Genomic DNA, 21,699 nt, shown 5'->3' on the forward strand with positions numbered 1-21,699 from the left:
CGCCAGCAACTGCTTTGCGGTCACGTATTTGCGGCTTGATTGAGACCGGCCCCAAAGCAACAATCAAGCTGCGGCAATCGCAATTTGAGTTCAACATGATAACTGGGGTCACGAACAGTTGCGTTCCTGCAAAAAACAAGACCAGAAACAGGCGCTTCTATCACATTACGGATACTGCTCTGGCTACCGCCATCTGAGTCCCAGACTAGGTTCAACCGGGTGCCATGCACAGTGACACCACCAGATCTCCAGCCAGATAGAGATGTGTGTGTCCGGATGCGTATATTTCCGGAATGGTCCAGGACAGTAGATTTGACGCATCACGTGTCAGATCTATCCCTGCGAGCCAAAACCGGGAGGTAGAGTCCGGTGCTATCGCCTTAAACACCGCCTCTTTGGCCGAAAAAGCACATAAAACCGCGCAGGGACTATCAAAAATCCGGGTTTCTTCGGGTGTCAGGCAAAGGGCTGCGGCGGCATTGGCGATGTTGGTTGTCGTCCAGATTAGTGGATTTCAGGAGAGATTTGCACTTATTTTTCACCAAAGTCGGCACCCCAAGCAAAGTGTTAATGCACTCTACCGGCATCTCTTTGATTTCACTGGAGGAAGTGGTGAGCCGTGCAGGATTCGAACCTGCGACCCACTGATTAAAAGTCAGTTGCTCTACCAACTGAGCTAACGGCCCACTTCTTCGCTGCGGTCTAAGTGTTTTTTCCAGAAGGATCAAGCACTTATTTCGCTTCGGGACTGCCTGGCAGCCTGTGTCATGCTGTCCCGATAGGCGGCGTATCTAGGGCCAGTGCAGCGAGGGGTCAACCCCTTTTTTCAACTTTTCTCACCGAAGACTGGATTCATCGTCAGCACAGGTCTATATGCCCGGAATGAACACCCAAGCAGATACCGCACTCCCCTTCATGAAGATGCACGGGCTGGGCAATGACTTTGTTGTTGTCGACGCGCGCGCGCAGGACATCGTCATCACCCCGGCGATGGCCAAGGGAATTGCCCACCGCCGGTTCGGCGTGGGATTTGACCAGCTGACCGTCATCTCGGACGGCGCCGGGGACGCACATCTGGCCTTCTATAACGCCGACGGATCCACGTCCGGAGCCTGCGGCAACGCCACCCGCTGCATTGCCCGCCATCTGATCCTGGAAAGCGGCAAGTCCGAGCTGCATCTGACCACCGATCGCGGCGACCTTTATGCACGCGATGCCGGCGATGGCCTTACGTCTGTCAACATGGGACAGCCACAGCTTGATTGGCAGGACATCCCGCTGGCCGAAGACGCGGATACATTGGAACTGCCCATTGAAGGCGGCCCTGCTGCAACTGGCATGGGCAACCCGCACTGCACATTCTTTGTCGAGGATGCCACGATCATTCCGCTGGAAGAATTCGGCCCCCGCTACGAGCATCACCCCCTGTACCCCCAGCGCACCAATGTGCAAGTTGCCCAGGTGACTGGCCCCAACCGCATCCGCATGCGCGTGTGGGAGCGCGGTGTGGGGGTGACACTGGCCTCCGGCTCCTCTTCCTGCGCCACAGCCGTTGCTGCGGCCCGCCGCGGGCTGACAGGGCGCAAGGTGCAGGTTGATCTCGATGGCGGCACCCTGTGGATCAACTGGGCGGAGGACGGAGTCTGGATGACCGGCCCAACCATGCATGTGTTCGACGGCAGCTTCACACGCGAATTTCTGGAGACACTGAAATGAGCGTACCCAAGTTCACCACCCTTGGCTGCCGCCTCAACGCCTATGAGACCGAGGCGATGAAGGAATTGAGCCAGCAGGCGGGCCTTGAGAAGGCTGTGGTCGTCAATACCTGCGCGGTGACCGCAGAGGCGGTGCGCAAGGCACGCCAGGAAATCCGCAAGCTGCGCCGGGAACACCCAGAGGCGCCCATCATCGTGACCGGCTGCGCCGCCCAGACCGAACCGGACACCTTTGCCGCGATGGAAGAAGTCACCCGCGTCATCGGCAACACTGAAAAAATGCAGGCCGAGACTTGGCAGCAGATCGCCAAGGGCCCGGACTTCATTGGCACCACGGAAAAGGTGCAGGTCGACGACATCATGTCGGTGACGGAAACCGCAGGCCATCTGATCGACGGATTCGGCACCCGATCCCGCGCCTATGTGCAGGTCCAGAACGGCTGCGATCACCGCTGCACCTTCTGCATTATCCCCTATGGCCGCGGCAACTCCCGCTCCGTCCCTGCAGGCGTGGTGATCGACCAGATCAAGCGCCTGGTGGACAAGGGTTATAATGAGGTGGTGCTGACCGGAGTGGACCTCACCTCCTGGGGCGCTGATCTGCCTGCGCAGCCGCGTTTGGGCGATCTGGTGATGCGCATTCTAAAGCTGGTGCCGGACCTGCCCCGCCTGCGCATCTCCTCGATCGATTCGATTGAAGCGGATGAGAATCTTATGCAGGCGATTGCCACCGAACCGCGCCTGATGCCGCATCTGCATTTGTCATTGCAGCATGGCGACGACCTGATCCTCAAGCGCATGGCCCGGCGCCATCTGCGCGGCGACGCCATCGCGTTTTGCGAGGAGGCCCGGCGCCTGCGCCCGGAGATGACCTTTGGCGCAGACATCATCGCCGGCTTTCCAACCGAGACCGACGCTCATTTTGAGAACTCACTGAAACTGGTCACTGACTGCGACCTGACATGGCTGCACGTCTTCCCCTACTCCAAACGCGACGGCACCCCGGCCGCAAAGATCCCCAATCAGGTGAACGGCAACGTTGTCAAGGAGCGCGCCGCCCGTCTGCGTGCGGCAGGCGACGCCCAGATCGACCGCCATCTGGCTGAACAGCTCGGCAAGACCCACCGCATCCTGATGGAAAACCCGCATATGGGCCGCACTGAGCAGTTCACCGAAGTGGCCTTTGCCGCGCCGCAGGCAGAGGGCCGGATCGTCACCGCCGCCATAACAGGCGCCAGCGGCAGCCAGCTCACCGCCTGATCAGCGCGCTGAATGCGTCAGCAAGTTGCGGCCGCCACCGAAGCGGAATCGTAGAACTCGTGCAGGTCGCAGATGCGCCCGTCCCGGAACCGGCACACAATGGCAACAGGCGTCTCCACCCGCTTTCCTGTGGCCTTGCAGGTCCAGGCCGTGGTGCCCAGCCCAACCACCCGGTCGCCCTCCGAAACCGTCTCTTCCAACGTCCAATGTTCCATTTCAAAGGCGCTGGTCAGCTCACTCAGATAGCTCTGCAGCTGCGCGCGCCCGTTCCGTGCCGCACTGAAATCCAGCCCATGCGCGCCCTCTCCCATCGAACGCATGCACATGTCTTCGGTTGTGTAGCCGTCCCACATGGTCAAATCGCCCGCCTTGCAGTCATTCCACTTGGCCATCACCTCACGCAGGATCTCTGCATTCGATAGTCCCGTCATTGCAACGCCTCCCAACTCGTATTGATACAACCTCTAAAGGGTGCGCTCCGGTCTCCTCATCCGTCAAGCGTGCCTGCCCGCAATTGCAGCGCAGTCTGAACTGCGCTATGACTTCAACAAGGTCCCGGATACCTGCCGCTCGCAGCCTTTAGCTTTGGTGAAACCCGGACAAGGAATATTCCTGACGCCTGGGTGCATGCCCGGATAGCAACGCGAGCCCTGTCTGTATCGGCAACTGCACCTTCACGCGAAAGGTAACTCCATGCAGCAACAGCCTGCTCTCCCACCTGTTCCGCAGCTCAAGGCCGAAGCGCGCCTGCTGCGCAAGCATTCACAGGCCCAGGGCCAACCCATCAGCCACAGCACCTCCCTGGAGCGAATCGCGCAATACTACGGCTTCCGCGACTGGAACACCCTTAGCGCGCGTGCATCAAACATCCTCGATTTGCAGGTCGGGATGCGAGTCGAAGGCAAGTACTTGGGCCAGCCTTTCACCGGCTATATCCACGGTCTCTCGGCCTGCGGCACCAACGGCCACCGCCGGATAACCCTGCAGTTCGATACTCCGGTGGATGTGGTCCGGTTCGACAGCTTTTCATCCTGGCGCCAAAGGGTGTCCGCGGTGATTGGCGCAGACGACCGGTCGCCGCAGAAAACCGCCAACGGGCTGCCCCATCTGACGGTCAGCCCGCTGTTGTGACCCAAAGGCCTGTCTTCTTTCTAGTCCCAAATACTCCGGGGTGAATGCCCGCAGGGCAGAGGGGCAGCGCCCCTGTTCCCCTGGCAACGAAAACCCCCGCAAGAGACACTTGCGGGGGTTTGATGTTTCACGCTGTCAGTCAGACAAGGATCAGTCTTTGCCCTTGTGCGGCGCCCACAGCTTCTTGTTGGTCAGATACAGCAGCACCGACAGAACGGTCAGGAACAGCACGCCGACAAAGCCGGCCTGCTTGCGTGCCATCATCTTGGGTTCAGCAGTCCACATCAGGAATGCAGCGACGTCCTGCGCCATGGCGTCCACGTCATTGGCGTGGCCATCTGCAAACTCCACCTGTTCATCCGACAGCGGCGGCGCCATCGAAATCCAACCGCCCGGGAAGGCAGTGTTCTGATAGAAGATGGTGCCAGCCTCTTCCTTTTCTTCGCCGGTATAGCCAGCCATCAGAGAGGCGATATACTCGGCACCACCCATGCCTTTGAACAGCTGGTTCAGACCCGAACCGTAGGGACCGTGGAAGCCCGCGCGCGCCTTGGCCATCATGCTGAGATCCGGGGCGCCGGCGTTGTTGTTTTCCGGGAAGTGGTCGACCGGCTTTGCCGGGCGGTCCTCATCCAGTTCCGCATCATAAACGCTGAAATTGTCAGCTGCGTAAGCCCGCACCTGATCCTCAGGCAGCTGCGGGCCGCCCTCGTCGCTCAGGGTGCGCAGCGGCACCAGCTTCAGACCGTGGCAGGCTGCGCAAACCTCGGTGTAGATCTGAAGGCCGCGCTGCAGCTGGTTGCGGTCATAGGTGCCGAACGGGCCTTCAAACGAGAAGGCGTAGTCGGTGATGTGCTGCTCGCCGCCTGCTGCGAAAGACGCCGCAGGGATCAGGGCCAGAGCGAAGGCGGCACCGGTTGCCAGTTTCTTGAACATAGTCAGGTGTTCCTTCTTCTTACTCGGCAGGAGTGGCTTCAGCAGAAGACTTCTTGCCGTAGTGGGCGTCGAAATCCTCTTCGATGGTAGCAGGCTGCGCCGTCGGCTTCTCGATCACGCCCAGGAGCGGCAGGATCACCAGGAAGTAGCCGAACCAGTAGGCCGATGCGATCAGCGAGAACGATGCATAGGGCTCTTCCGCCGGCATCGCGCCCAGCCACATCAGGGCAAAGAAGTCGATCACCAGCAGCGCGAACCACCATTTGAACATCGGACGGTAACGGCCCGAACGGACGCGCGAGGTGTCCAACCAGGGCACCAGCGCCATCACGGCAATCGCACCGAACATCGCCAGAACACCAAAGAACTTGGCGTCAACAATGCCGCCGGTCACGAAGGAGGCGAACTGCACCACCCACACTTCCGAGGTAAAGGCGCGCAGGATCGCGTAGAACGGCAGGAAGTACCATTCGGGCACGATGTGCGCGGGCGTTACCAGCGGGTTGGCTTCGATGTAGTTGTCCGGGTGGCCCAGGTAGTTCGGCATGAAGCCGACGATTGCCCAGAAGATCACCAGCACAACGGCCAGGCCCAGGAAGTCCTTGATCACGAAGTATGGCCAGAACGGCAGGGTGTCTTTCTTGGCTTCTTCCTTGGAGCCCTTGCGGACGTCAACACCGGTGGGGTTGTTGTTGCCGGTGGTGTGGAAGGCCCAGATATGCACGATCACCAGCGCCGCAATCACGAAGGGCAGCAGGTAATGCAGCGAGAAGAAGCGGTTCAGCGTGGCGTTATCCACCGCCGGTCCGCCCAGAAGCCAGGTCTGGATCGGTTCGCCGATGAACGGGATGGCGCCGAACAGGCCGGTGATCACGGTTGCGCCCCAGAAGGACATCTGGCCCCACGGCAGCACATAGCCCATGAAGGCGGTGCCCATCATCATCAGGTAGATCAGCATGCCGACGATCCAGGTGATCTCGCGGGGCGCCTTGTAGGAGCCGTAGTACAGGCCGCGGAAGATGTGGATGTAGACAGCAACAAAGAACAGCGAGGCGCCGTTCATGTGAAGGTAGCGCAGCATATGGCCGCCGTTCACGTTGCGCATGATGTGCTCGATCGAGGCAAAGGCCAGATCAGCATGCGGGGTGTAATGCATCACCAGGACAATGCCGGTGACGATTTGCAGCGCCAGGCAGAAAGCCAGGACGATGCCCCAGATCCACCACCAGTTCAGGTTCTTGGGGGTGGGGATCATGATTGTGTCGTAGACAAGACCGACGATGGGCAGGCGGCTGTGCAGCCACTTTTCTGCGCCTGTCTTCGGCTCGTAATGGTCGTGCGGAATACCGGACATGAGCGCGTTTCCTTATCCCAGCTTGATGGTGTTGGCGTCGGTGAACTCAGCCACCGGCACATGCAGGTTCTCCGGCGCCGGGCCTTTGCGGATGCGGCCTGCGGTGTCGTAGTGCGACCCGTGGCAGGGGCAGAACCAGCCGTTGAATTCGCCGGCGCCGTCGCCCAGCGGCACACAGCCCAGGTGGGTGCAGACACCCATCATCACCAGCCATTCGCCGGCCTCGTCCATGGTGCGGTTGGCGTCAGCCGCGTCGGTGCCCGGCTTGTTCGGGTTTTCCGACCGCGGGTCGATCAGCTCGGACAGCTCCACGGCACGGGCTTCTTCGATCTCTTCCGGGGTGCGGCGGCGGATGAACACCGGCTTGCCCAGGAACATGACCGAGATTTGCGTGCCAACTTCCACGCCGCTGACATCGACCAGGATCGAGGACAGTGCTTTCACGTCGGCGGAGGGGTTCATCTGGTTGACCAGGGGCCATACGGCGGCACCCGCGGTCACTGCCCCGGCGCCGGCAGTGGCGTAGTAGAGGAAATCTCTCCGGGTTCCTTCGTGGTCTTCTGCGTGGGACACGAGGTTTTCTCCAATTCCAGCGCCCGTTTAGGGCAAACATGCGCATGCACCGCGATTGCTCGCAGTGACTCAGGCGCGTGTCTAGCGGGGAGAAGGGCATTCGTCCAGCGGTCATAGGCGCGCAGAAAGCCGCAGACGGCAATTCTGTCACGACTGTGTGACCGTGCCGCACCCATATCGGTGCGGCACCTGTCATTATCAAGGGCGCTCTCAGCCCGCCGGCGGTTTTGTAGCCTGCATGGAGGGGCGCGATTCGAAGCCCGCAAACCACTCCGCCAGCGCCTCGTTGCCCTGGCGCCAGCCCGCATCCGGGTGGCGCAGATCGACATATCCCAGCGCACAGGCCACCGCGATCTGGCCAATATCAAGCGGCCCCAGCAGGTGGCTCATCCAGCGCGCATTCAGCGCGGCACAGCCGCCCAGGACCTTGCTGCGCTGCGCATCCAGCCAGCCATCCCATTGTTTTTCCTCAGGTCGCAGACGTTTTTCATAAGCCATCAAGATCGCCGCATCCATAATACCGTCGGCGGTGGCTTCCAGAACCTTACTGTCCCAACCGCCGCCATACAGCATGCCGCCTGCGCGGTCGTCCAGATAGGCGCAGATCACCCGGCTGTCATAAAGCGCCGGGCCGTCATTGCGCTCAAGCGCCGGGATTTTGGCCAGCGGGTTGCTGGCTTTCACCTCTGCACTGGGGCTGAGGGGCGTTGTGGTCACATTCAGGATTTCAACATCCTCAATCTGCCCGGTCTCATGCAGCAGCACCAAAACCTTGCGGGCAAAGGGCGACGCCGGTGAATATGTAAGCTTCATGGAAAATCCTCCGCTGTTTGGCTGCAGCCTACTGCAAGCCCTGCCAAGGGAAAGGGGCAATCATCACTCTGTGTTACGCTGGGCGGGCAAAACCAGTGTCAGGAGGGTCTCCAAATGATCATGCGGATATTCCAGGTTGTCATCCGGCCCGGCAAGGAAGCCGAGTTCAGCAAGTTCTTTCATGAAACCGCAATTCCATTGATGAAAGGCACCGAAGGCATCGTTTCCGTCCTGCCCGGCGCACCCCGCGCCGAAACTCCGCGGGAGTTCAGTTTTGTGATGGTGTGGAAGGATCTGGCGTCGCTCAAAGCCTTCGCGGGCGAGGACTACACCAGCCCGCATATCGACCCGGCTGAGGCAGAACTGGTCGAGTCGCGCACCATTAAACACTATGATCTGGTGGAAACCTAACTCATTGTGAAATTCCCGCTTGCAGGCATCCCTGCTGGTTGGCACAGTCCCGCCGTTCTCAGGGCGGGGCGGAATTCCCCACCGGCGGTAAGCGGGCCAATCCCGTAAGCCCGCGAGCGGCTTCCAAGGATTTGGAAGTGTCAGCAGATTTGGTGCAACTCCAGAGCCGACGGTCACAGTCCGGATGGAAGAGAACGTGCAGAAGGGCGGCGCCAGAAACGCGCCCGTCTGTTCGTGATCGCCTTGGGTGACGTGTCAGAACCAAAGGAGATTACGATATGACACACACCCGCTATGCCTTCATCAAGGCGCAATGGCATGCTGATATTGTTGACCGGGCGCTGGAAGGGTTTTTGCAGCTGATCCCGGAAGCGCAAGTCGATGTCTTCGACGTGCCCGGCGCCTTTGAAATGCCGCTGCTGGCGCAGGAGCTTGCCAAGACCGGAAAATACGCCGCCGTGGCTTGCGCCGCATTGGTGGTGGATGGCGGCATCTACCGGCATGACTTTGTCGCCCAGGCAGTTGTCGACGGGCTGATGCGTGCAGGCATGGAAACCGGAGTGCCGGTGCTGTCGGTCTCGCTGACCCCGCATCAATTTCAGGAAACCGATCACCACGTCGCCATCTACCGCCAGCACTTCATTCAAAAAGGCAAAGAAGCCGCCTGCGCCGCGCTGATGATCACCAAAACTCGAGAAGCGGCGCTGGCCGCCTAACCCAAATAGGCCTTCAAGGCAGGCGGCGGGTTGTCCAGCAGCTCCGCCGTCTGTTGCGGCGGATGCGCCGTGCCATCCGTCACCAGGACCACCTGATCTGCAATCCGGCGCGCATCATCCGGATCGTGGCTGACCATCAGCACCGTGGCACCGCTTTCGCGGGCCAGCTCCGCGACCAGATCCAGCATCTCTGCCTTCAACGCCGGGCCAAGCGCGGCAAAGGGTTCATCCAGCAGCAGAATGCCCCGCCCCTGCACCAGAACCCGCGCCAGTGCCACCCGGCTTTGCTGCCCCCCGGACAGCGCCGCAGGCTTGCGTGTACCCATGCCGCCAAGGCCGACCCGCTCCAGCGCTGCATCGACCCGGCTCCACTCCGCCCGGCTCAGCCGAAGGTTGGCATGCAGCCCCAAGCCGACGTTTTGCGCCACGGCCAGATGCGGAAACAGGTTGCCGTCCTGAAACAGCATCGCCACCGGCCGCTTGCCCGGCGGCCGGTTGGTCATGTCCGCGCCCTTCCACAAGATACACCCGCGGGTGACAGGCAGGAAACCGGCCACAGCCTCCACCAGCGTGGATTTCCCAGCACCGGAGGGGCCGATCACCGCCACGCAAGCACCGGGCGCGATCTCCAGATCCGCCTCGACCGCATAGTCGCCGTTCATGATCCGGCAGTTCTCAAGCCTCAGCATGCCAGCGTCCTCCGCGGTCCAAAATCCAGAATGCGCCCATCGACAGCATCAGCAACAGAAGCGCCGCACCCGCCGCTGCCTCCATCCGGTACGCCCCCATCAGCCGGTAGATCTGCAAGGGCAGCGTTGCAAAATCCGGATCAGCAAACAGCGCCACCACCCCCAGATCTCCCATCGACAAGGCCGCGGCCAGCCCGGCGGCAAACCCTGTCTGCGCCCGCATCCGGGGCAAGTAAACCCTACGGACAAAAGCCCAGTCCCGCATGTCCAGCGACAGCGACAGCCGGCCATAGCGCGCCAGCACCTCGCTGGCGCGGGGTACCAGGATCCGCATGGCAAACGGCAGCGCCATCACCGCATTGACCAGCGCCGTCACCGGCACAGCCAAGACAAAGGGATCGGCAACGGGGTAGATCAGGATGAACAGCCCGGTGCCGATCACCAGAGGCGAGGCCGCAAGGCCCAGAATGCCCGACAGTTCAGTCATGCCGTTGCGCCCGGCGGCCACCGCGGCGGCCATCGGCAGGGCCAGCCCCAGCAGGATCAATGTGCTGACCGCAGCAACCAGTATGGAGTTTCCAGCGGCCTGCCAGATACTGCTTTTCAAATCTGCCAGCCCCGGCAGTCCCGCCAGCACGATTGTGGCTAACGGCAGCAGCAGGAACGCCGCAGACAGGATAATCCAGAAAACATCCAAGCCGCGCGCCAGCGCACCCTGCCCGTCCCAGCGCCGCGCCGCACGGTCAAGACCAGCGCCAAAGCCCTCTCCTGCCGACGCCCGCAGCGCCACCAGCGCAGCGGCGCCGGTCAGCAGCAACTGCATGCCCGACAGCAGCGCCGCGCGGCCCAGATCGAAATCAAAGCGGAACGCCTGATAGATGGCGAGTTCAATGGTTGTGGCTCTGGGCCCGCCGCCCAATGTCAGCGCCACCGCAAAGCTGGAGAGGCAGATGGCGAAGACAACCGCCAGTGCGCCGGGCACCACTCGCCGCAGCATCGGCCCTTCCAGCAGCCGCCACATCGCCAGCGCCCCGGCATCCAGCTGCGCCGCAAGGCGGAAGCGCTCGGCAGGAATCTCCTGCCAGCCCTGCAGGATCAGCCGGGTCGCCAGCGGCAGATTGAAAAAGACATGCGCCAGCACCACGCCGTGCAACCCGTAGATCTGCACCGGTTCCATCCCGAATTGGCCAAGAAGGCTGCTCAGCCAGCCAGCCCGGCCAAAGACCGCGAGGAGCCCAAGAATGGCAACAATAACTGGCAGAATGAACGGTGCGCCCAGCAGGGCAATCAGAAACCCCCGCCCCGGAAACCGCCGCCGCGCCAAAGCGCGGGCAACGGGAATGGCGAGGCCGACACTCAGCAGCGCCGACAGGCTCGCCTGTGTCAGCGTAAAGCGGACCGCGGCCCAGTCGCTGGCTGCGAATCCGCTTCCGGCCTCAGCCCTTAGGGCAACTGCCCCAAGGGTTCCGAGGATCAGCGCAGCCACCAAAAGGGCCGCACAGATCCCTAGAAAGGCGCTTACTGGCTGAGCGCGTCCAGCCATTCGCCCAGCGCCACATCGCGCACCTCCGCGGCTTCGGTTTCGCTCAGCAGCAGCGATTTCTCCGGCGCGATCAATGTGTCAAACCCTTCCGGCAGTCCGCCCTCCGGCGTTACCGCCGGGTACATCCAGTTGGTGGTCGGGATGATCGACTGGAAGGCATCAGACACCATGAAGGCCAGGAACTGGTCGGCCAGCTCCGGCTGGTCGGTGTTTGCTAGCTTGCCGGCAACTTCCACCTGCATGTAATGACCTTCGCCAAAGGCGGCAGCAGCCTTGGAGCCGTCTTCCTCAGCAATCAGGTGGTACGCGGGCGAGGTGGTGTAGGAGAGCACCATGTCGGCCTCGCCCTCCAGGAACATTCCATAAGCCTCGGACCAGCCCTTGGTCACGGTGACCACGTTGTCAGAGAGGCCCTTCCAGATCTCCGGCGCCTCGTCGCCATAGGCGGCCTTCACCCACAACAGCAGGCCCAAACCGGGAGTCGAGGAGCGCGGGTCCTGGATCACGATTTTCTTGTCGCTGGCAGCCAGCGCCTTGAAATCCGCAGGTGCCGTTGCATCGGCGTTGTGAACAAAGGCAAAATAGCCCCAGTCATAAGGCACAAAGGTCGCGTCGTTCCATTCGACCGGCAGCGCAAAATCGGCGCTGACCGAATGCTCCGCAAACAGGCCGGTTTCCTTGGCCGCCGCAGTCAGGTTGGTATCGAGGCCCAGTACCACGTCCGCGTCAGAGCGCTCGCCCTCCAGCTTGACCCGCGCCAGCAGCGCCGCGCCGTCGCCCGTGCCGACCAGTTTCAGGTCGCAGCCGCAGGCCTCTTCAAACGCCTTTTCCACCGCCGGGCCCGGACCCCAGTCGGAGACAAAGCTGTCATAGGTGTAAACGACCAGTTCAGGCGTTTCGGCAAAAGCTGCCGATGCGCCGAGCAGTCCCGCTGCAAAAACAAGATGTTTCATGGCATCCTCCTTTGCGGCTTCGGGCAAGGGTGGAGGCTGTCCAGTACCTTCCCTCCGCCGGTGTGAGCCGGTTCAGGTTCAACGGGTGTCATCTCAGCGCTGCCGCGCACCCCGAGGTGGCGCGCACCCTAGGCCCCTCGAGCGGCAATGACAAGCCAAAGTCAGGCCAGGACCTACCGCTTGCCCAAACCGGACCGCTGGCAACCCGGATCCCCTGTTCATCTGGCTGAAAATATCCCGGGGGAGCCGCCGCAGGCGGCGGGGGTAGCGCCCCTAATACCCGCGCTGCAACACAGGAATCCCCTTGAGAGAGCCGCCCCCGCCCGCTAAGCACGCCGCAAAGGAGACAGCGCCTCATGTCGATCAACAGCTTCGGACACCTCTTCCGCGTCACCACCTGGGGCGAGAGCCACGGGCCCGCGCTAGGCGCCACCGTCGACGGCTGCCCGCCGAACGTGCCGCTGGAGCCGGAGATGCTGCAGCAGTGGCTCGACAAGCGCCGCCCCGGCCAGAACAAGAACACCACCCAGCGCAACGAGCCGGACGCGGTGAAAATCCTGTCAGGCGTGTTCGACGGCAAATCCACCGGCACCCCGATACAGCTGATGATCGAAAACACCGACCAGCGCTCCAAGGATTATGGCGAGATCTCCCAGACCTTCCGCCCCGGTCACGCCGACATCACCTACTTCCAGAAATACGGCAATCGCGACTACCGCGGCGGCGGCCGCTCCTCGGCGCGCGAGACCGCGGCGCGGGTGGCTGCGGGCGGTGTTGCACGTGAAGCAATCAAGGCGCTGGCGCCGGGGCTGGAGATCAAGGGCTACATGACCCGGATGGGCGAGTTGGAGATCGACCGTAGCCGGTTCGACTGGGACGCGATAGAGCAGAATGACTTCTGGATCCCTGACGCAGGCGCAGTGCAGGAATGGGAAGATTATTTGCAGGGCCTGCGCAAGGCGCACGATTCGGTTGGCGCTGTTGTCGAAGTTGTGGCCCGCTATGTCCCCGCAGGCATCGGCGCGCCGGTTTACGGCAAGCTGGACACTGATCTGGCCGCTGCGATGATGTCGATCAACGCAGTGAAGGGCGTGGAGATCGGCGAGGGCATGAATGCAGCAAAGCTGAAAGGCTCGGAAAACGCCGATGAGATCTTCATGGGTGAAAAAGGCCCGGAGTATTCCTCCAACCACGCCGGCGGAATTCTGGGCGGGATCTCCACCGGGCAGGATGTGGTGGTACGCTTTGCGGTGAAGCCGACCTCCTCGATTCTCACCCCGCGCCAGTCGATCCGCAAGGATGGCTCATCCGTGGAAGTCATCACAAAGGGCCGCCACGACCCCTGCGTCGGCATCCGCGCGGTGCCGGTGGCCGAGGCGATGATGGCCTGTGTGATTCTGGACCACCTGCTGCTGCACCGCGGTCAGATCGGCGAGAATCAGGGCCGGATCGGCTGAACTTAAGGCTCTAATAAAGTGTATCGCCCGAAAAGGTCCGGGCGCGACGTCCTTCAGGCAGCTTTTCTAGCTGTGATCACCCGCACATAGCCTGTGATCGCCCAGCGCCGTCAGCACTTGGCAGCAGCCGCCATTGCCGTCGTCGCACAGATGGCTGATCCGCTCCAGCTCGGTTGCCAGCTGTTCCAGCTTGCGGATCCGGTCGCGGACATTGGCCAACTGACTGCGGGCAATTTTGTCGGCTGCGGCACAGTCATCGCCCAGGTGTCCGTCGAGACCCATCAGCGATTTGATATCCTCCAGTGAAAATCCAAGGTCGCGGGCGTGTTTGATGAAGCCCAGCGTATCCATGCCGCCCTGCCCGTACCGGCGCTGGTTACCGGCATTGCGGCCCGGCGCGGGCAGCAGGCCGATCTCCTCGTAATAGCGGATGGTGGGAACCTTCACCCCAGTCGCCTTGGAAAGCTGGCCGATGGAAAACATTTATAAAACCTCTTGATGCTCTAGTGACTAGAGGTCCTACTTTGATCCCGAATCGGAAATGAGGACAAGAGAAATGGCAGGCTGCTGCAATCACAACGCCCGGTTCGACGGGGTCTCGGCAGATTATAAACGCAGGCTTTGGCTGGTGATCGTCATCAACGCCGGCATGTTCGCGGTGGAGATGGGCGCGGGGCAGCTGTCCGGTAGCCAGGCCCTGAAGGCGGACGCTTTGGACTTTCTGGGTGATGCGCTGACTTATGGCATTTCGCTGGCTGTGATCGGCGCCACCCTGCGCACCCGCGCGCTGGCAGCACTTGGCAAGGGCATCAGCCTGCTGCTGATGGGGCTCTGGGTGTTTGGTTCTACTGTCTATCAGGTGTTCTACGTCGGCGTGCCGCAGGCGCAGATCATGGGTGTGATCGGCTTCATGGCGCTGGCCGCCAATCTGATCTCGGTGCTGCTGCTGGCCCGCTACAAGGACGGCGACGCGAATGTGCGCTCGGTCTGGCTGTGTTCACGCAATGACGCCATCGGCAATGTGGCGGTGATGATTGCAGCACTGGGGGTCTGGGGCACTGCCACCGGCTGGCCGGATCTGATCGTGGCCGGCATCATGGGGGGGCTGTTCCTGAGCTCTGCCTTCCAGATCCTGGTGCAGGCGGTGCGGGAATGGCGCGAGGAAGAGGCGCACGCGGAAGCCCACCTACACTAAGAGCCCGTGCCGCAAGCGGACAAACCCTGCCTTGTGTTACTTAGTCAAACAGCCCTGCGTATGCCTCACGCAGGGCTTTCTTCTGCACCTTGCCCATGGTGTTGCGCGGCAGGGCGTCCAACAGGATGATCTCCTTGGGCTGCTTGAACTTGGCCAATTGCCCCGACAGAGCCGCCTTGACGGCCTCAGCGCTGGTGCCTGCGCCCTCCAGCACCACGACGGCCACCACGGCCTCGCCGAAATCCGGATGCGGCACACCAATTACCGCGCTTTCCAACACGCCGGGCAAATCGTCGATCAGGCTCTCCACCTCCTTGGGGTAGACGTTGAAGCCACCGGTGATGATCAGATCCTTCTCGCGCCCGACGATCGTGACATAGCCATCGGCGCCGATCTTTGCCATGTCGCCTGTGATGAACCAGCCGTCCGGCTGCAGTTCCTCCGCCGTCTTCTCCGGCATCTGCCAATAGCCCTGGAACACGTTCGGCCCGCGCACCTCCAGCGCGCCAATCTCTCCTGCGGGCACCTCAGCGCTGTCCTTCATCACCCGCGCCTCAACCCCCGGCAGCGGGAAGCCGACGGTGCCAGCCCGGCGCTCTCCGTCATAGGGATTCGACGTGCTCATATTGGTTTCGGTCATCCCGTACCGTTCCAGGATGCGGTGGCCGGTTCGACCCTCCCACTGCTCGTGGGTATCCACCAGCAGGGGCGCTGAGCCGGAAATGAACAGCCGCATGTTTGCGGCGCGGTCCCGGGTCAGCCGCTCATCCGCCAGCAGACGGGTGTAAAAGGTCGGCACCCCCATCATCGCGGTGGCGGTGGGCATCGTCTCCAGGATGGCATCGGCATCGAACCCCGGCAGGAACACCGTCTGGGCACCGGCAAACAGCGCCACATTGGTCGCCACAAACAGCCCGTGGGTGTGGAAGATCGGCAGCGCATGGATCAGCACGTCATCCTTGGTGAACCGCCAGTAGTCCCTCAGGGTCAGCGAGTTGGAGGCCAAGTTGTCATGGCTCAGCATCGCGCCTTTGGAGCGGCCGGTGGTGCCGGAGGTATAAAGGATCGCCGCCAGATCATCAGCCTGCCGTGAAACGGGCTCAAACCCGGGCTGCCCGTCCGCCAGATCGCGCAAGGTGCCCTGCCCCGCGGCATCCAGTGTCAGCACCTCGGCCTCGCCGGAGATCGCGCTGATCTCCTCCAAACGCGCAGGATCGCAGACCACGGCCCGGGGCGTTGCGTCGCCAACGAAATAGGCGACCTCCGACCCGGTATAGGCTGTGTTCAGCGGCAGAAAGACACCGCCGGCCATGACCGTGCCCAGATACAGTTCAATCGCCTGAATCGTTTTCTGCACCTGCACCGCGACCCGGTCGCCGGGCTGCACGCCCAAGGCCGCCAACGCCGCCGCCATCCGCTCGGCACCGGCAAACAGCGCACCGGAGGTAACCGTGCCACCGTTCGGGAGCCGGGCGAAGACAGCCTCCTCGCGCTCCAGGGACGACTCGCGCAATTGGCGGATCAGGTGGTTGGCATCATACATCGGCAGCTCCTTCATCTGGCGGCGCCATTTGCGCGCCTTGATCCCCCGAAATCAAGCCATTGATCTTTGCGGCGCACGGGCGCAGGTTCACGCCATGGCAAAATCCTTAACATCGCATCGACCGATGCTAGCGATTCTCCTGAAGGTGACAGCAATTGCCCTGTTCACCGCCCTGTCAGGGATCATCAAGGCGACATCCGAACATGTGCCTGCAGGCGAGGCGGTGTTCTTCCGCTCTTTCTTTGCGATTCCTGTGATTGTGGCCTGGCTATCCATGCGCGGAGAGCTGCGACACGGGCTGATCACCAAAAAGCCGATGTTTCACGTGTGGCGCGGCCTTGTTGGAACGTCAGCCATGGCTATGACCTTCATGGGGCTGGCACTGCTGCCGCTGCCCGAGGTCACCGCCATCGGATATGCCACGCCAATCTTCACCCTGATCCTGGCGGCGCTGTTTCTGGGGGAAACCATCCGGCTGGTGCGGATTTCCGCAGTAGCGATCGGTTTGCTGGGCGTTATGATCATGATCTGGCCTCGGCTTGGCGGAGATATGAGCGACGGCGCCATGCTGGGTGTGCTGCTGGTGGTCGGGGCGACAGTGGCACGAGGATTTGTACAAATCCATATCCGCCGCATGGTGCAATCGGAACACACCGCAGCGATCGTGTTCTATTTTTCGCTCACGGCCTCCGGTCTGGCGCTGCTGACCGCGCCCTTCGGCTGGGTAGTGCCAGACACGCAAACCACCGCGCTGCTGGTCAGCGCCGGGCTGGTCGGCGGGATTGCACAGATCTTGGTCACCTCCTCCTACCGCTTCGCCCCGGCCTCGATGCTGGCGCCCTACGATTACGCCTCTATGATCTTTGCCATCGTCATCGGCTACATCTGGTTCGAGGAATGGCCGACACTGGTGATGCTGGCAGGTGCCGGGCTGGTCATTGCCGGTAATGTGCTGGTGATCTGGCGCGAACACCGGCTGGGCCTGCAGCGCGGCAAGGCCAAGCCGATGATCGACCCCAAGGGCGGATAACAGGCTCTAACTTGACCAGAAGCCTACAATCATTGCGCCCAACGCCACCACGTGGATCAGCATGATCGCACGGTCATTCCACAGCACACCGACCAGGAACCAGCCCGTGAGGCCCGCCAGGAACAGATAGATGTTCCAAGGGTGCAAACCCCAGGCAGTGGCAGAATATCCTAGGATCTGCACGATGGACGCGGCCCATTTCAGAACAAACGCCGGGTTGACTGTGACCTGTCTTGGCAGGGCCTGTACGTCAGATTGCACGGGTCAGCCCCCCGTCAACGCGAATGTTCTGCCCAGTCGTATAGGCCGCATCATCCGAGGCCAGATAAGCAATCAGCGCAGAGATTTCGCGCGCGGTGCCATAACGGCCCATCGGGATGCGTGCCTTGCGGTCTTCGGTCTCCGGCAGACTGTCAATGAAGCCCGGCAGCACGTTGTTCATCCGCACGCCCTGGGCGGCGAATTTGTCGGCAAACAGTTTGGTGAAACTGGCAAGCCCGGCCCGGAACACGCCAGATGTGGGGAACAGCGGATCGGGCTCAAACACCGCAAACGTCGAGATGTTGATGATCGAGCCTTTGCCCTGCGCCGCCATGATCGGGGCCACCAGCCGGGCGGGCCGGATCACGTTCATCAGGTAGAATTCCATTCCCAGATGCCAATCGTCATCGCTGATTTCCATGATGTCCCCCTTGGGGCCGTGGCCCGCGGAATTGACTAGAACGTCAATCCGTCCCCAACGGTCCATAACCTTATCGACCAGCGCCTGCAGGTCGTTTTGTTCCAAGTTAGAGCTTGTATGGCCCACGCCGCCCAGCTCTTGCGCCAGGGCCTCGCCCTTACCGGAAGAGGAGAGGATAGCGACCTCATATCCTTGTGCGTGAAGATGGCGGGCAGCGTCGGCGCCCATGCCGCTGCCTGCGGCGGTGAAGAGTGCTACTTTGGTCATTTCCATACTCCTTTGCTTGTTCCCAAGATGGTCGTTGAAGGCGCGCTTGACCAATCATGTCTCATCGCGCGAGACTGCAGAAAAACTACTGTCTTGGATCTGATGCGCTTGCCCAATCTCAATGCCCTGCGGATGTTTGACGCTGCCGCCCGCCATCTGAACTTCGGCCGCGCGGCAGAAGAGCTGCACCTGACCCAAGGCGCGGTGGCGCAGCAAGTGCGGCGACTGGAGGCGGATCTGGGGCACAAACTGTTCCACCGCCACGCCCGCGGGCTGACGCTGACCGACACCGGGCGCAGCTACCACGCGCCGGTGCAGCAGGCCCTGGCACTGATCGGGGATGCAACAGACAAGCTGGCCCCGGCGGTGCAGCGGGTGACGCTGTCGGTGCCACCCTCCTTTGCCTCAAAATGGCTGGTACCGCGGCTGCCGGAGTTCGAGGCCGCGCATCCGGACATCGACCTTCGGGTGGTGGCAGAGGAGAGCCTGACAAATTTCAAACGGGACGGCATCGACATTGCCATCCGCCAAGGCAGCAAACCGCAGGACAGCAGGCTGAATTCTGCCCTGCTGTCGCTAGTGGACCTGGTGGCAGTGGCACGGCCGGACTCGGCTTTGGCACAGGAAGAGTCGCTGGAACTGGCGGACCTGGCCCAGCACACGCTGATCCAGGACGGGCACCGCCACTGGGACCTTCTGCTGCGCCAGGAGAGCCTCACAGCCACCGGCAGGGTCCTGCAATTCAACCAGACAGCGCTGGCGATGGATGCGGCGGTGAACGGCCAGGGCATCGCATTGGTGCCCCGGATCTTTCTGGGCAGCCAGCCCTTGGTGGTGCTGTGGCAAGCGCCCCGGCTGGAGGACCAGGGCTTCCATGTGCTGTGGCCCAGCGCAAAAAGCCGGGCCAAGGCAGTGGTGGACTGGCTGCTACGCCAATAAGGATCAGGCCGAGGCCGCCTCAGCCTCTTCCGGCGCGCTGAGCGAGATCACCGCAACAACGGCGGCCCCGTTCAGCCAATAGAAGGCGGCGTCCAGACCGGCAAAACCAAAGAGGAACGGTGCGGCCAGAAAGGTCAGGCCAACAATCAGGTCGACGGTCAGATGCAGCCTGTACGGCAGCACCCGGATCAGGCCCAGGTGGTGGTCGGTCAGCACTGTGAGCACAAGAGCGGCGATACCGGTCGCCACAGACAGCCACAGCGCCAACGGGTTGCTGTCACCAAGGCCGAGCAGAAACGGCAGCCCCATCAGGGCGATTGCCACCGGATAGTCGAGATAGGCGTGGATGGTGCGGGTCACGAAACGAAGAGGCATGGATCAGGTCCTTGTTACTGAGAGTGTCCTGGCCGCATCATTTGCGGCTCTGTCCCCAGATTGATCCGTTTATTCCGAACGGTGAATTTCAATTCATCCGAATAACCATGCAGATCGTTCAGAATCTGGAAGGAATGCCCGGTTCAGGCCGCCACGTGCTGCTGCCGGTAGGCTGCGGGCGACATGCCGACTTGCTTGCGGAACACCCGTGAAAATGCCGCCTCGGACGCATAGCCGGCAATCTCGGCAGCGTCGGCCACGTTCAATCCCTGTTCCGTCAGCCCCTGGCAGGCGATCTGCATCCGCCAACCGGTGAGGTACTGCATCGGTGTTACCTCCATCTTGGCGGCAAACTCCTGAGCGAATGCAGTGCGCGACATGCCAGCCTCGCGCGCCAGCCCTTCGACGCTCCACTCCTGCGCCGGGGACTGGTGAAAGGCGGTCAGCGCCCGGGAAATCCGCGGATCTGCAAATCCAGCCAAGGCCGAACCGCTGGGGCTCTGGTGCTCCAGATAGGCGCGGATCGCCTGGGCAAACAGCACCTCCGACAGTTTCAGCGCAATCAAATCGCCGCCAATGCGGGCGCCGTGCACCTCTGAGCCGATCATCCGCAAGGTCGCCTCGATCCAGGCGCCGGCCTCCTCGCCGTAGTTCTCGATCACGATGTAGGGTGGCAGCCGGTCAATCAGCATATGCCCGGCACCGCGCCGCCCGGGCACACCCGCAAAAGAGAAATGGCCACAGATCAGCTGGGTATCGCGGCCTTCTTCTTCACCGCCATAAACCAGTACTCCGTCACCATCGTACCCGGCGTCCTCCAGCACCTGCTCCAGCGGCAAAGCCTCCAGCGGCTGCACCTCATTGCACAAGAGCATATGGGCGGCACCATGCGGGATCAGTACCAGGTCTCCCTGCTTCAGCCGCAATGTCTCATCAGTTGTCGGGACATGCACCTTTAGCTCGCCGCGCTGCACGAAGTGGAATCGCGCGACATTTTCAAACTGCGGCACCTGGACTCCAAAGGGCGGCGTAAAAGAAGTGCAGAAATAGAGCGTCCCCTTGAGGGACAGGCGGGTCAGGATATCACTAAGCAGATCAAGCATGGCAGTAGGATACGTCATTTTTCCGGCCCGTCCACAGGGCTGAACGATCTGCAATACTCTTTGGTGTTTCGCGCATTCTAATGCGAGCGTTCTTCGCCATTCTTAGCCCTACCGAAGAACCCAATTGTTGGAGAAACGCAAGATGAAGACCCTTTTCCTGTCCGCTGCCATTGCCACCAGCCTGTTAGCGCAAACCGTTCAGGCAGGCGAAAAGATGAACGACCTGGAGATTGCGCACACTGCCTATACCGCCGGTCAGCTGGACATCCGCTATGCCCATCTGGCGCTGGCTGTGTCCGAAAACACCGAGGTGCGCGCCTTTGCCGAGACCATGCTCCGCGACCATGCGGCGGTGAACACCGCTGCAGTTAATCTGATCACTAAACTGAACGTGACCCCGCAGGACAATGACCTCAGCCGGGCGCTGGTTCAGGGTGCCGCTGATAAACGGGCCGAACTGATGAGCCTGTCGGGCAAGGCCTTCGACTGCGTCTATGCACAGAATGAACTCGGTTATCACCAAGTGGTGAACAAGACCGTTGAGGAAAGCTTTATCCCCGCAGTCACGGTTGAGCCACTGAAAGAGCTGCTGAGCGAAGCACTGGTGACATTCAAGGTGCATGAAGGCCATGCTGAAATGATGGTTAAAGGCCTGCAATGCGCCTAAACCGCAGGCAGCTCTGCCTGGGCGCGGGGGCGGTGGCAGTGGCCCCCGCCCTTCCCGCCACGGGCGCCCCTGCCGCACGGGTTGATATCCACGCCTTTGCTTTTGAACCCGCCCATGTAACCATCCGGGCAGGCGAAAGTATCGAATGGATCAACCACGATTTCGCCCCTCATACCGCTACCGGCGATGAGGTGAACTGGGACACCGGCGAGCTTGAAAAGAACGACAGTGCTAGCCTTCGTTTCGACACGCCCGGGACTTACCCCTACTTCTGTGCCTACCATCCGCATATGCGCGGTATGGTCGAGGTGATCAGCTGACAAAAAACGGGCGTCCCTCCGAGGGGG

The 21,699-nt window shown here is 61.7% G+C and carries 26 protein-coding genes, 1 tRNA gene and 2 riboswitches; of the genes, 11 read left to right on the forward strand and 16 right to left on the reverse strand.

What is annotated here, in order from left to right:
• Window positions 1-211: 211 nt before the first annotated feature.
• Both AQUI_RS32440 and AQUI_RS0107055 read right to left on the reverse strand, forming a co-directional pair.
• The gene (locus AQUI_RS32440; protein ID WP_156916921.1) at window positions 212-505 is read right to left on the reverse strand and encodes a 4'-phosphopantetheinyl transferase family protein; all 294 of its coding nucleotides are present in this window, start codon (window positions 503-505) and stop codon (window positions 212-214) included.
• A gap of 105 nt (window positions 506-610) precedes the next feature.
• Window positions 611-686: transfer RNA gene (locus AQUI_RS0107055), tRNA-Lys, on the reverse strand.
• 187 nt (window positions 687-873) lie between these two features.
• On the opposite strand from AQUI_RS0107055, the gene dapF reads away from it, so the two are divergent.
• Complete coding sequence (dapF, locus tag AQUI_RS0107060) at window positions 874-1,716, forward strand: diaminopimelate epimerase (RefSeq protein ID WP_027256878.1); 843 nt, start codon at window positions 874-876, stop codon at window positions 1,714-1,716.
• Window positions 1,713-2,975, forward strand: coding sequence for a tRNA (N(6)-L-threonylcarbamoyladenosine(37)-C(2))-methylthiotransferase MtaB (mtaB, locus tag AQUI_RS0107065; protein WP_027256879.1), 1,263 nt, complete (start codon window positions 1,713-1,715; stop codon window positions 2,973-2,975). The genes dapF and mtaB overlap by 4 nt, the downstream gene beginning before the upstream one ends.
• Window positions 2,976-2,992: 17 nt before the next feature.
• On the opposite strand, the gene AQUI_RS27415 is transcribed toward mtaB, so the two are convergent.
• Entirely contained in the window at window positions 2,993-3,406 is a 414-nt protein-coding gene (locus AQUI_RS27415; RefSeq protein WP_051371845.1) for a nuclear transport factor 2 family protein, read from the reverse strand.
• 262 nt (window positions 3,407-3,668) lie between these two features.
• On the opposite strand from AQUI_RS27415, the gene AQUI_RS0107075 reads away from it, so the two are divergent.
• The gene (locus tag AQUI_RS0107075) at window positions 3,669-4,106 is read left to right on the forward strand and encodes a glyoxalase superfamily protein (protein ID WP_027256880.1); all 438 of its coding nucleotides are present in this window, start codon (window positions 3,669-3,671) and stop codon (window positions 4,104-4,106) included.
• 150 nt (window positions 4,107-4,256) lie between these two features.
• On the opposite strand, the gene AQUI_RS0107080 is transcribed toward AQUI_RS0107075, so the two are convergent.
• From AQUI_RS0107080 to AQUI_RS0107095, 4 genes are all read right to left on the reverse strand, one after another.
• On the reverse strand, window positions 4,257-5,042 hold the full coding sequence (locus tag AQUI_RS0107080; RefSeq protein WP_027256881.1) for a cytochrome c1: 786 nt from the start codon (window positions 5,040-5,042) through the stop codon (window positions 4,257-4,259).
• Window positions 5,043-5,061: 19 nt separating this feature from the next.
• Window positions 5,062-6,396, reverse strand: a complete 1,335-nt coding sequence (petB, locus tag AQUI_RS0107085; RefSeq protein WP_027256882.1) for a cytochrome b — start codon at window positions 6,394-6,396, stop codon at window positions 5,062-5,064.
• A gap of 12 nt (window positions 6,397-6,408) precedes the next feature.
• Window positions 6,409-6,969, reverse strand: coding sequence for a ubiquinol-cytochrome c reductase iron-sulfur subunit (petA, locus tag AQUI_RS0107090; protein WP_027256883.1), 561 nt, complete (start codon window positions 6,967-6,969; stop codon window positions 6,409-6,411).
• A 210-nt stretch (window positions 6,970-7,179) separates the two neighbouring features.
• Window positions 7,180-7,782, reverse strand: coding sequence for a glutathione S-transferase (locus AQUI_RS0107095; RefSeq protein WP_027256884.1), 603 nt, complete (start codon window positions 7,780-7,782; stop codon window positions 7,180-7,182).
• 114 nt (window positions 7,783-7,896) lie between these two features.
• Here AQUI_RS0107095 and AQUI_RS0107100 point away from each other — a divergent pair, with 114 nt between their 5' ends.
• The gene (locus tag AQUI_RS0107100) at window positions 7,897-8,193 is read left to right on the forward strand and encodes an antibiotic biosynthesis monooxygenase family protein (protein WP_027256885.1); all 297 of its coding nucleotides are present in this window, start codon (window positions 7,897-7,899) and stop codon (window positions 8,191-8,193) included.
• Window positions 8,194-8,243: 50 nt separating this feature from the next.
• A riboswitch (FMN riboswitch) is annotated at window positions 8,244-8,393 on the forward strand.
• A 78-nt stretch (window positions 8,394-8,471) separates the two neighbouring features.
• Complete coding sequence (locus AQUI_RS0107105; protein WP_027256886.1) at window positions 8,472-8,909, forward strand: 6,7-dimethyl-8-ribityllumazine synthase; 438 nt, start codon at window positions 8,472-8,474, stop codon at window positions 8,907-8,909.
• Here AQUI_RS0107105 and AQUI_RS0107110 read toward each other — a convergent pair.
• From AQUI_RS0107110 to thiB, 3 genes are read right to left on the reverse strand one after another with little or no spacing between them, the layout of a single operon-like run.
• Window positions 8,906-9,598, reverse strand: coding sequence for a thiamine ABC transporter ATP-binding protein (locus AQUI_RS0107110; RefSeq protein WP_027256887.1), 693 nt, complete (start codon window positions 9,596-9,598; stop codon window positions 8,906-8,908). The genes AQUI_RS0107105 and AQUI_RS0107110 overlap by 4 nt on opposite strands.
• Window positions 9,585-11,141, reverse strand: coding sequence for a thiamine/thiamine pyrophosphate ABC transporter permease ThiP (locus AQUI_RS0107115; RefSeq protein ID WP_027256888.1), 1,557 nt, complete (start codon window positions 11,139-11,141; stop codon window positions 9,585-9,587). The genes AQUI_RS0107110 and AQUI_RS0107115 overlap by 14 nt, the downstream gene beginning before the upstream one ends.
• Window positions 11,117-12,094 (reverse strand): thiamine ABC transporter substrate binding subunit, encoded by a 978-nt coding sequence (gene thiB, locus AQUI_RS0107120; protein WP_027256889.1) that lies wholly within the window; start codon window positions 12,092-12,094, stop codon window positions 11,117-11,119. Before thiB ends, AQUI_RS0107115 begins: the two co-directional genes overlap by 25 nt.
• Before the next feature lie 32 nt (window positions 12,095-12,126).
• Window positions 12,127-12,218, reverse strand: a riboswitch (TPP riboswitch).
• A 232-nt stretch (window positions 12,219-12,450) separates the two neighbouring features.
• Between thiB and aroC the strand changes: the two genes are divergently transcribed.
• Complete coding sequence (gene aroC, locus AQUI_RS0107125) at window positions 12,451-13,551, forward strand: chorismate synthase (protein WP_027256890.1); 1,101 nt, start codon at window positions 12,451-12,453, stop codon at window positions 13,549-13,551.
• 66 nt (window positions 13,552-13,617) lie between these two features.
• Here the strand turns inward: aroC and AQUI_RS0107130 are convergent, their stop codons facing one another.
• On the reverse strand, window positions 13,618-14,034 hold the full coding sequence (locus AQUI_RS0107130; RefSeq protein WP_027256891.1) for a MerR family transcriptional regulator: 417 nt from the start codon (window positions 14,032-14,034) through the stop codon (window positions 13,618-13,620).
• Window positions 14,035-14,107: 73 nt separating this feature from the next.
• On the opposite strand from AQUI_RS0107130, the gene AQUI_RS0107135 reads away from it, so the two are divergent.
• Entirely contained in the window at window positions 14,108-14,746 is a 639-nt protein-coding gene (locus tag AQUI_RS0107135) for a cation efflux transmembrane domain-containing protein (RefSeq protein ID WP_027256892.1), read from the forward strand.
• 40 nt (window positions 14,747-14,786) lie between these two features.
• Here the strand turns inward: AQUI_RS0107135 and AQUI_RS0107140 are convergent, their stop codons facing one another.
• Window positions 14,787-16,289: a malonate--CoA ligase gene (locus AQUI_RS0107140; RefSeq protein WP_027256893.1), complete on the reverse strand. Its 1,503-nt coding sequence runs from the start codon at window positions 16,287-16,289 to the stop codon at window positions 14,787-14,789.
• 94 nt (window positions 16,290-16,383) lie between these two features.
• On the opposite strand from AQUI_RS0107140, the gene AQUI_RS0107145 reads away from it, so the two are divergent.
• Complete coding sequence (locus AQUI_RS0107145; protein WP_027256894.1) at window positions 16,384-17,319, forward strand: DMT family transporter; 936 nt, start codon at window positions 16,384-16,386, stop codon at window positions 17,317-17,319.
• A gap of 6 nt (window positions 17,320-17,325) precedes the next feature.
• Here the strand turns inward: AQUI_RS0107145 and AQUI_RS0107150 are convergent, their stop codons facing one another.
• A complete protein-coding gene (locus tag AQUI_RS0107150; RefSeq protein WP_027256895.1) occupies window positions 17,326-17,580 on the reverse strand; it encodes a DUF6552 family protein in 255 nt (84 codons plus the stop codon).
• The gene (locus AQUI_RS0107155) at window positions 17,570-18,274 is read right to left on the reverse strand and encodes an SDR family oxidoreductase (protein WP_027256896.1); all 705 of its coding nucleotides are present in this window, start codon (window positions 18,272-18,274) and stop codon (window positions 17,570-17,572) included. The genes AQUI_RS0107150 and AQUI_RS0107155 overlap by 11 nt, the downstream gene beginning before the upstream one ends.
• Window positions 18,275-18,370: 96 nt before the next feature.
• Here AQUI_RS0107155 and AQUI_RS0107160 point away from each other — a divergent pair, with 96 nt between their 5' ends.
• Entirely contained in the window at window positions 18,371-19,207 is an 837-nt protein-coding gene (locus AQUI_RS0107160) for a LysR substrate-binding domain-containing protein (protein ID WP_035920252.1), read from the forward strand.
• Window positions 19,208-19,210: 3 nt separating this feature from the next.
• Here AQUI_RS0107160 and AQUI_RS0107165 read toward each other — a convergent pair whose 3' ends face one another.
• Together AQUI_RS0107165 and AQUI_RS0107170 are read right to left on the reverse strand one after the other, a co-directional pair.
• The gene (locus tag AQUI_RS0107165; RefSeq protein ID WP_027256898.1) at window positions 19,211-19,582 is read right to left on the reverse strand and encodes an SPW repeat domain-containing protein; all 372 of its coding nucleotides are present in this window, start codon (window positions 19,580-19,582) and stop codon (window positions 19,211-19,213) included.
• A 143-nt stretch (window positions 19,583-19,725) separates the two neighbouring features.
• Window positions 19,726-20,685, reverse strand: a complete 960-nt coding sequence (locus AQUI_RS0107170; RefSeq protein ID WP_027256899.1) for an AraC family transcriptional regulator — start codon at window positions 20,683-20,685, stop codon at window positions 19,726-19,728.
• A gap of 142 nt (window positions 20,686-20,827) precedes the next feature.
• Here AQUI_RS0107170 and AQUI_RS0107175 point away from each other — a divergent pair, with 142 nt between their 5' ends.
• Window positions 20,828-21,352, forward strand: coding sequence for a DUF4142 domain-containing protein (locus tag AQUI_RS0107175; protein ID WP_027256900.1), 525 nt, complete (start codon window positions 20,828-20,830; stop codon window positions 21,350-21,352).
• The gene (locus tag AQUI_RS0107180) at window positions 21,343-21,672 is read left to right on the forward strand and encodes a cupredoxin domain-containing protein (protein ID WP_027256901.1); all 330 of its coding nucleotides are present in this window, start codon (window positions 21,343-21,345) and stop codon (window positions 21,670-21,672) included. The genes AQUI_RS0107175 and AQUI_RS0107180 overlap by 10 nt, the downstream gene beginning before the upstream one ends.
• Window positions 21,673-21,699: the final 27 nt, after the last annotated feature.

Origin of the sequence: Leisingera aquimarina DSM 24565 (genome assembly GCF_000473165.1) — a bacterium.
GTDB classification, from domain to species: domain Bacteria; phylum Pseudomonadota; class Alphaproteobacteria; order Rhodobacterales; family Rhodobacteraceae; genus Leisingera; species Leisingera aquimarina.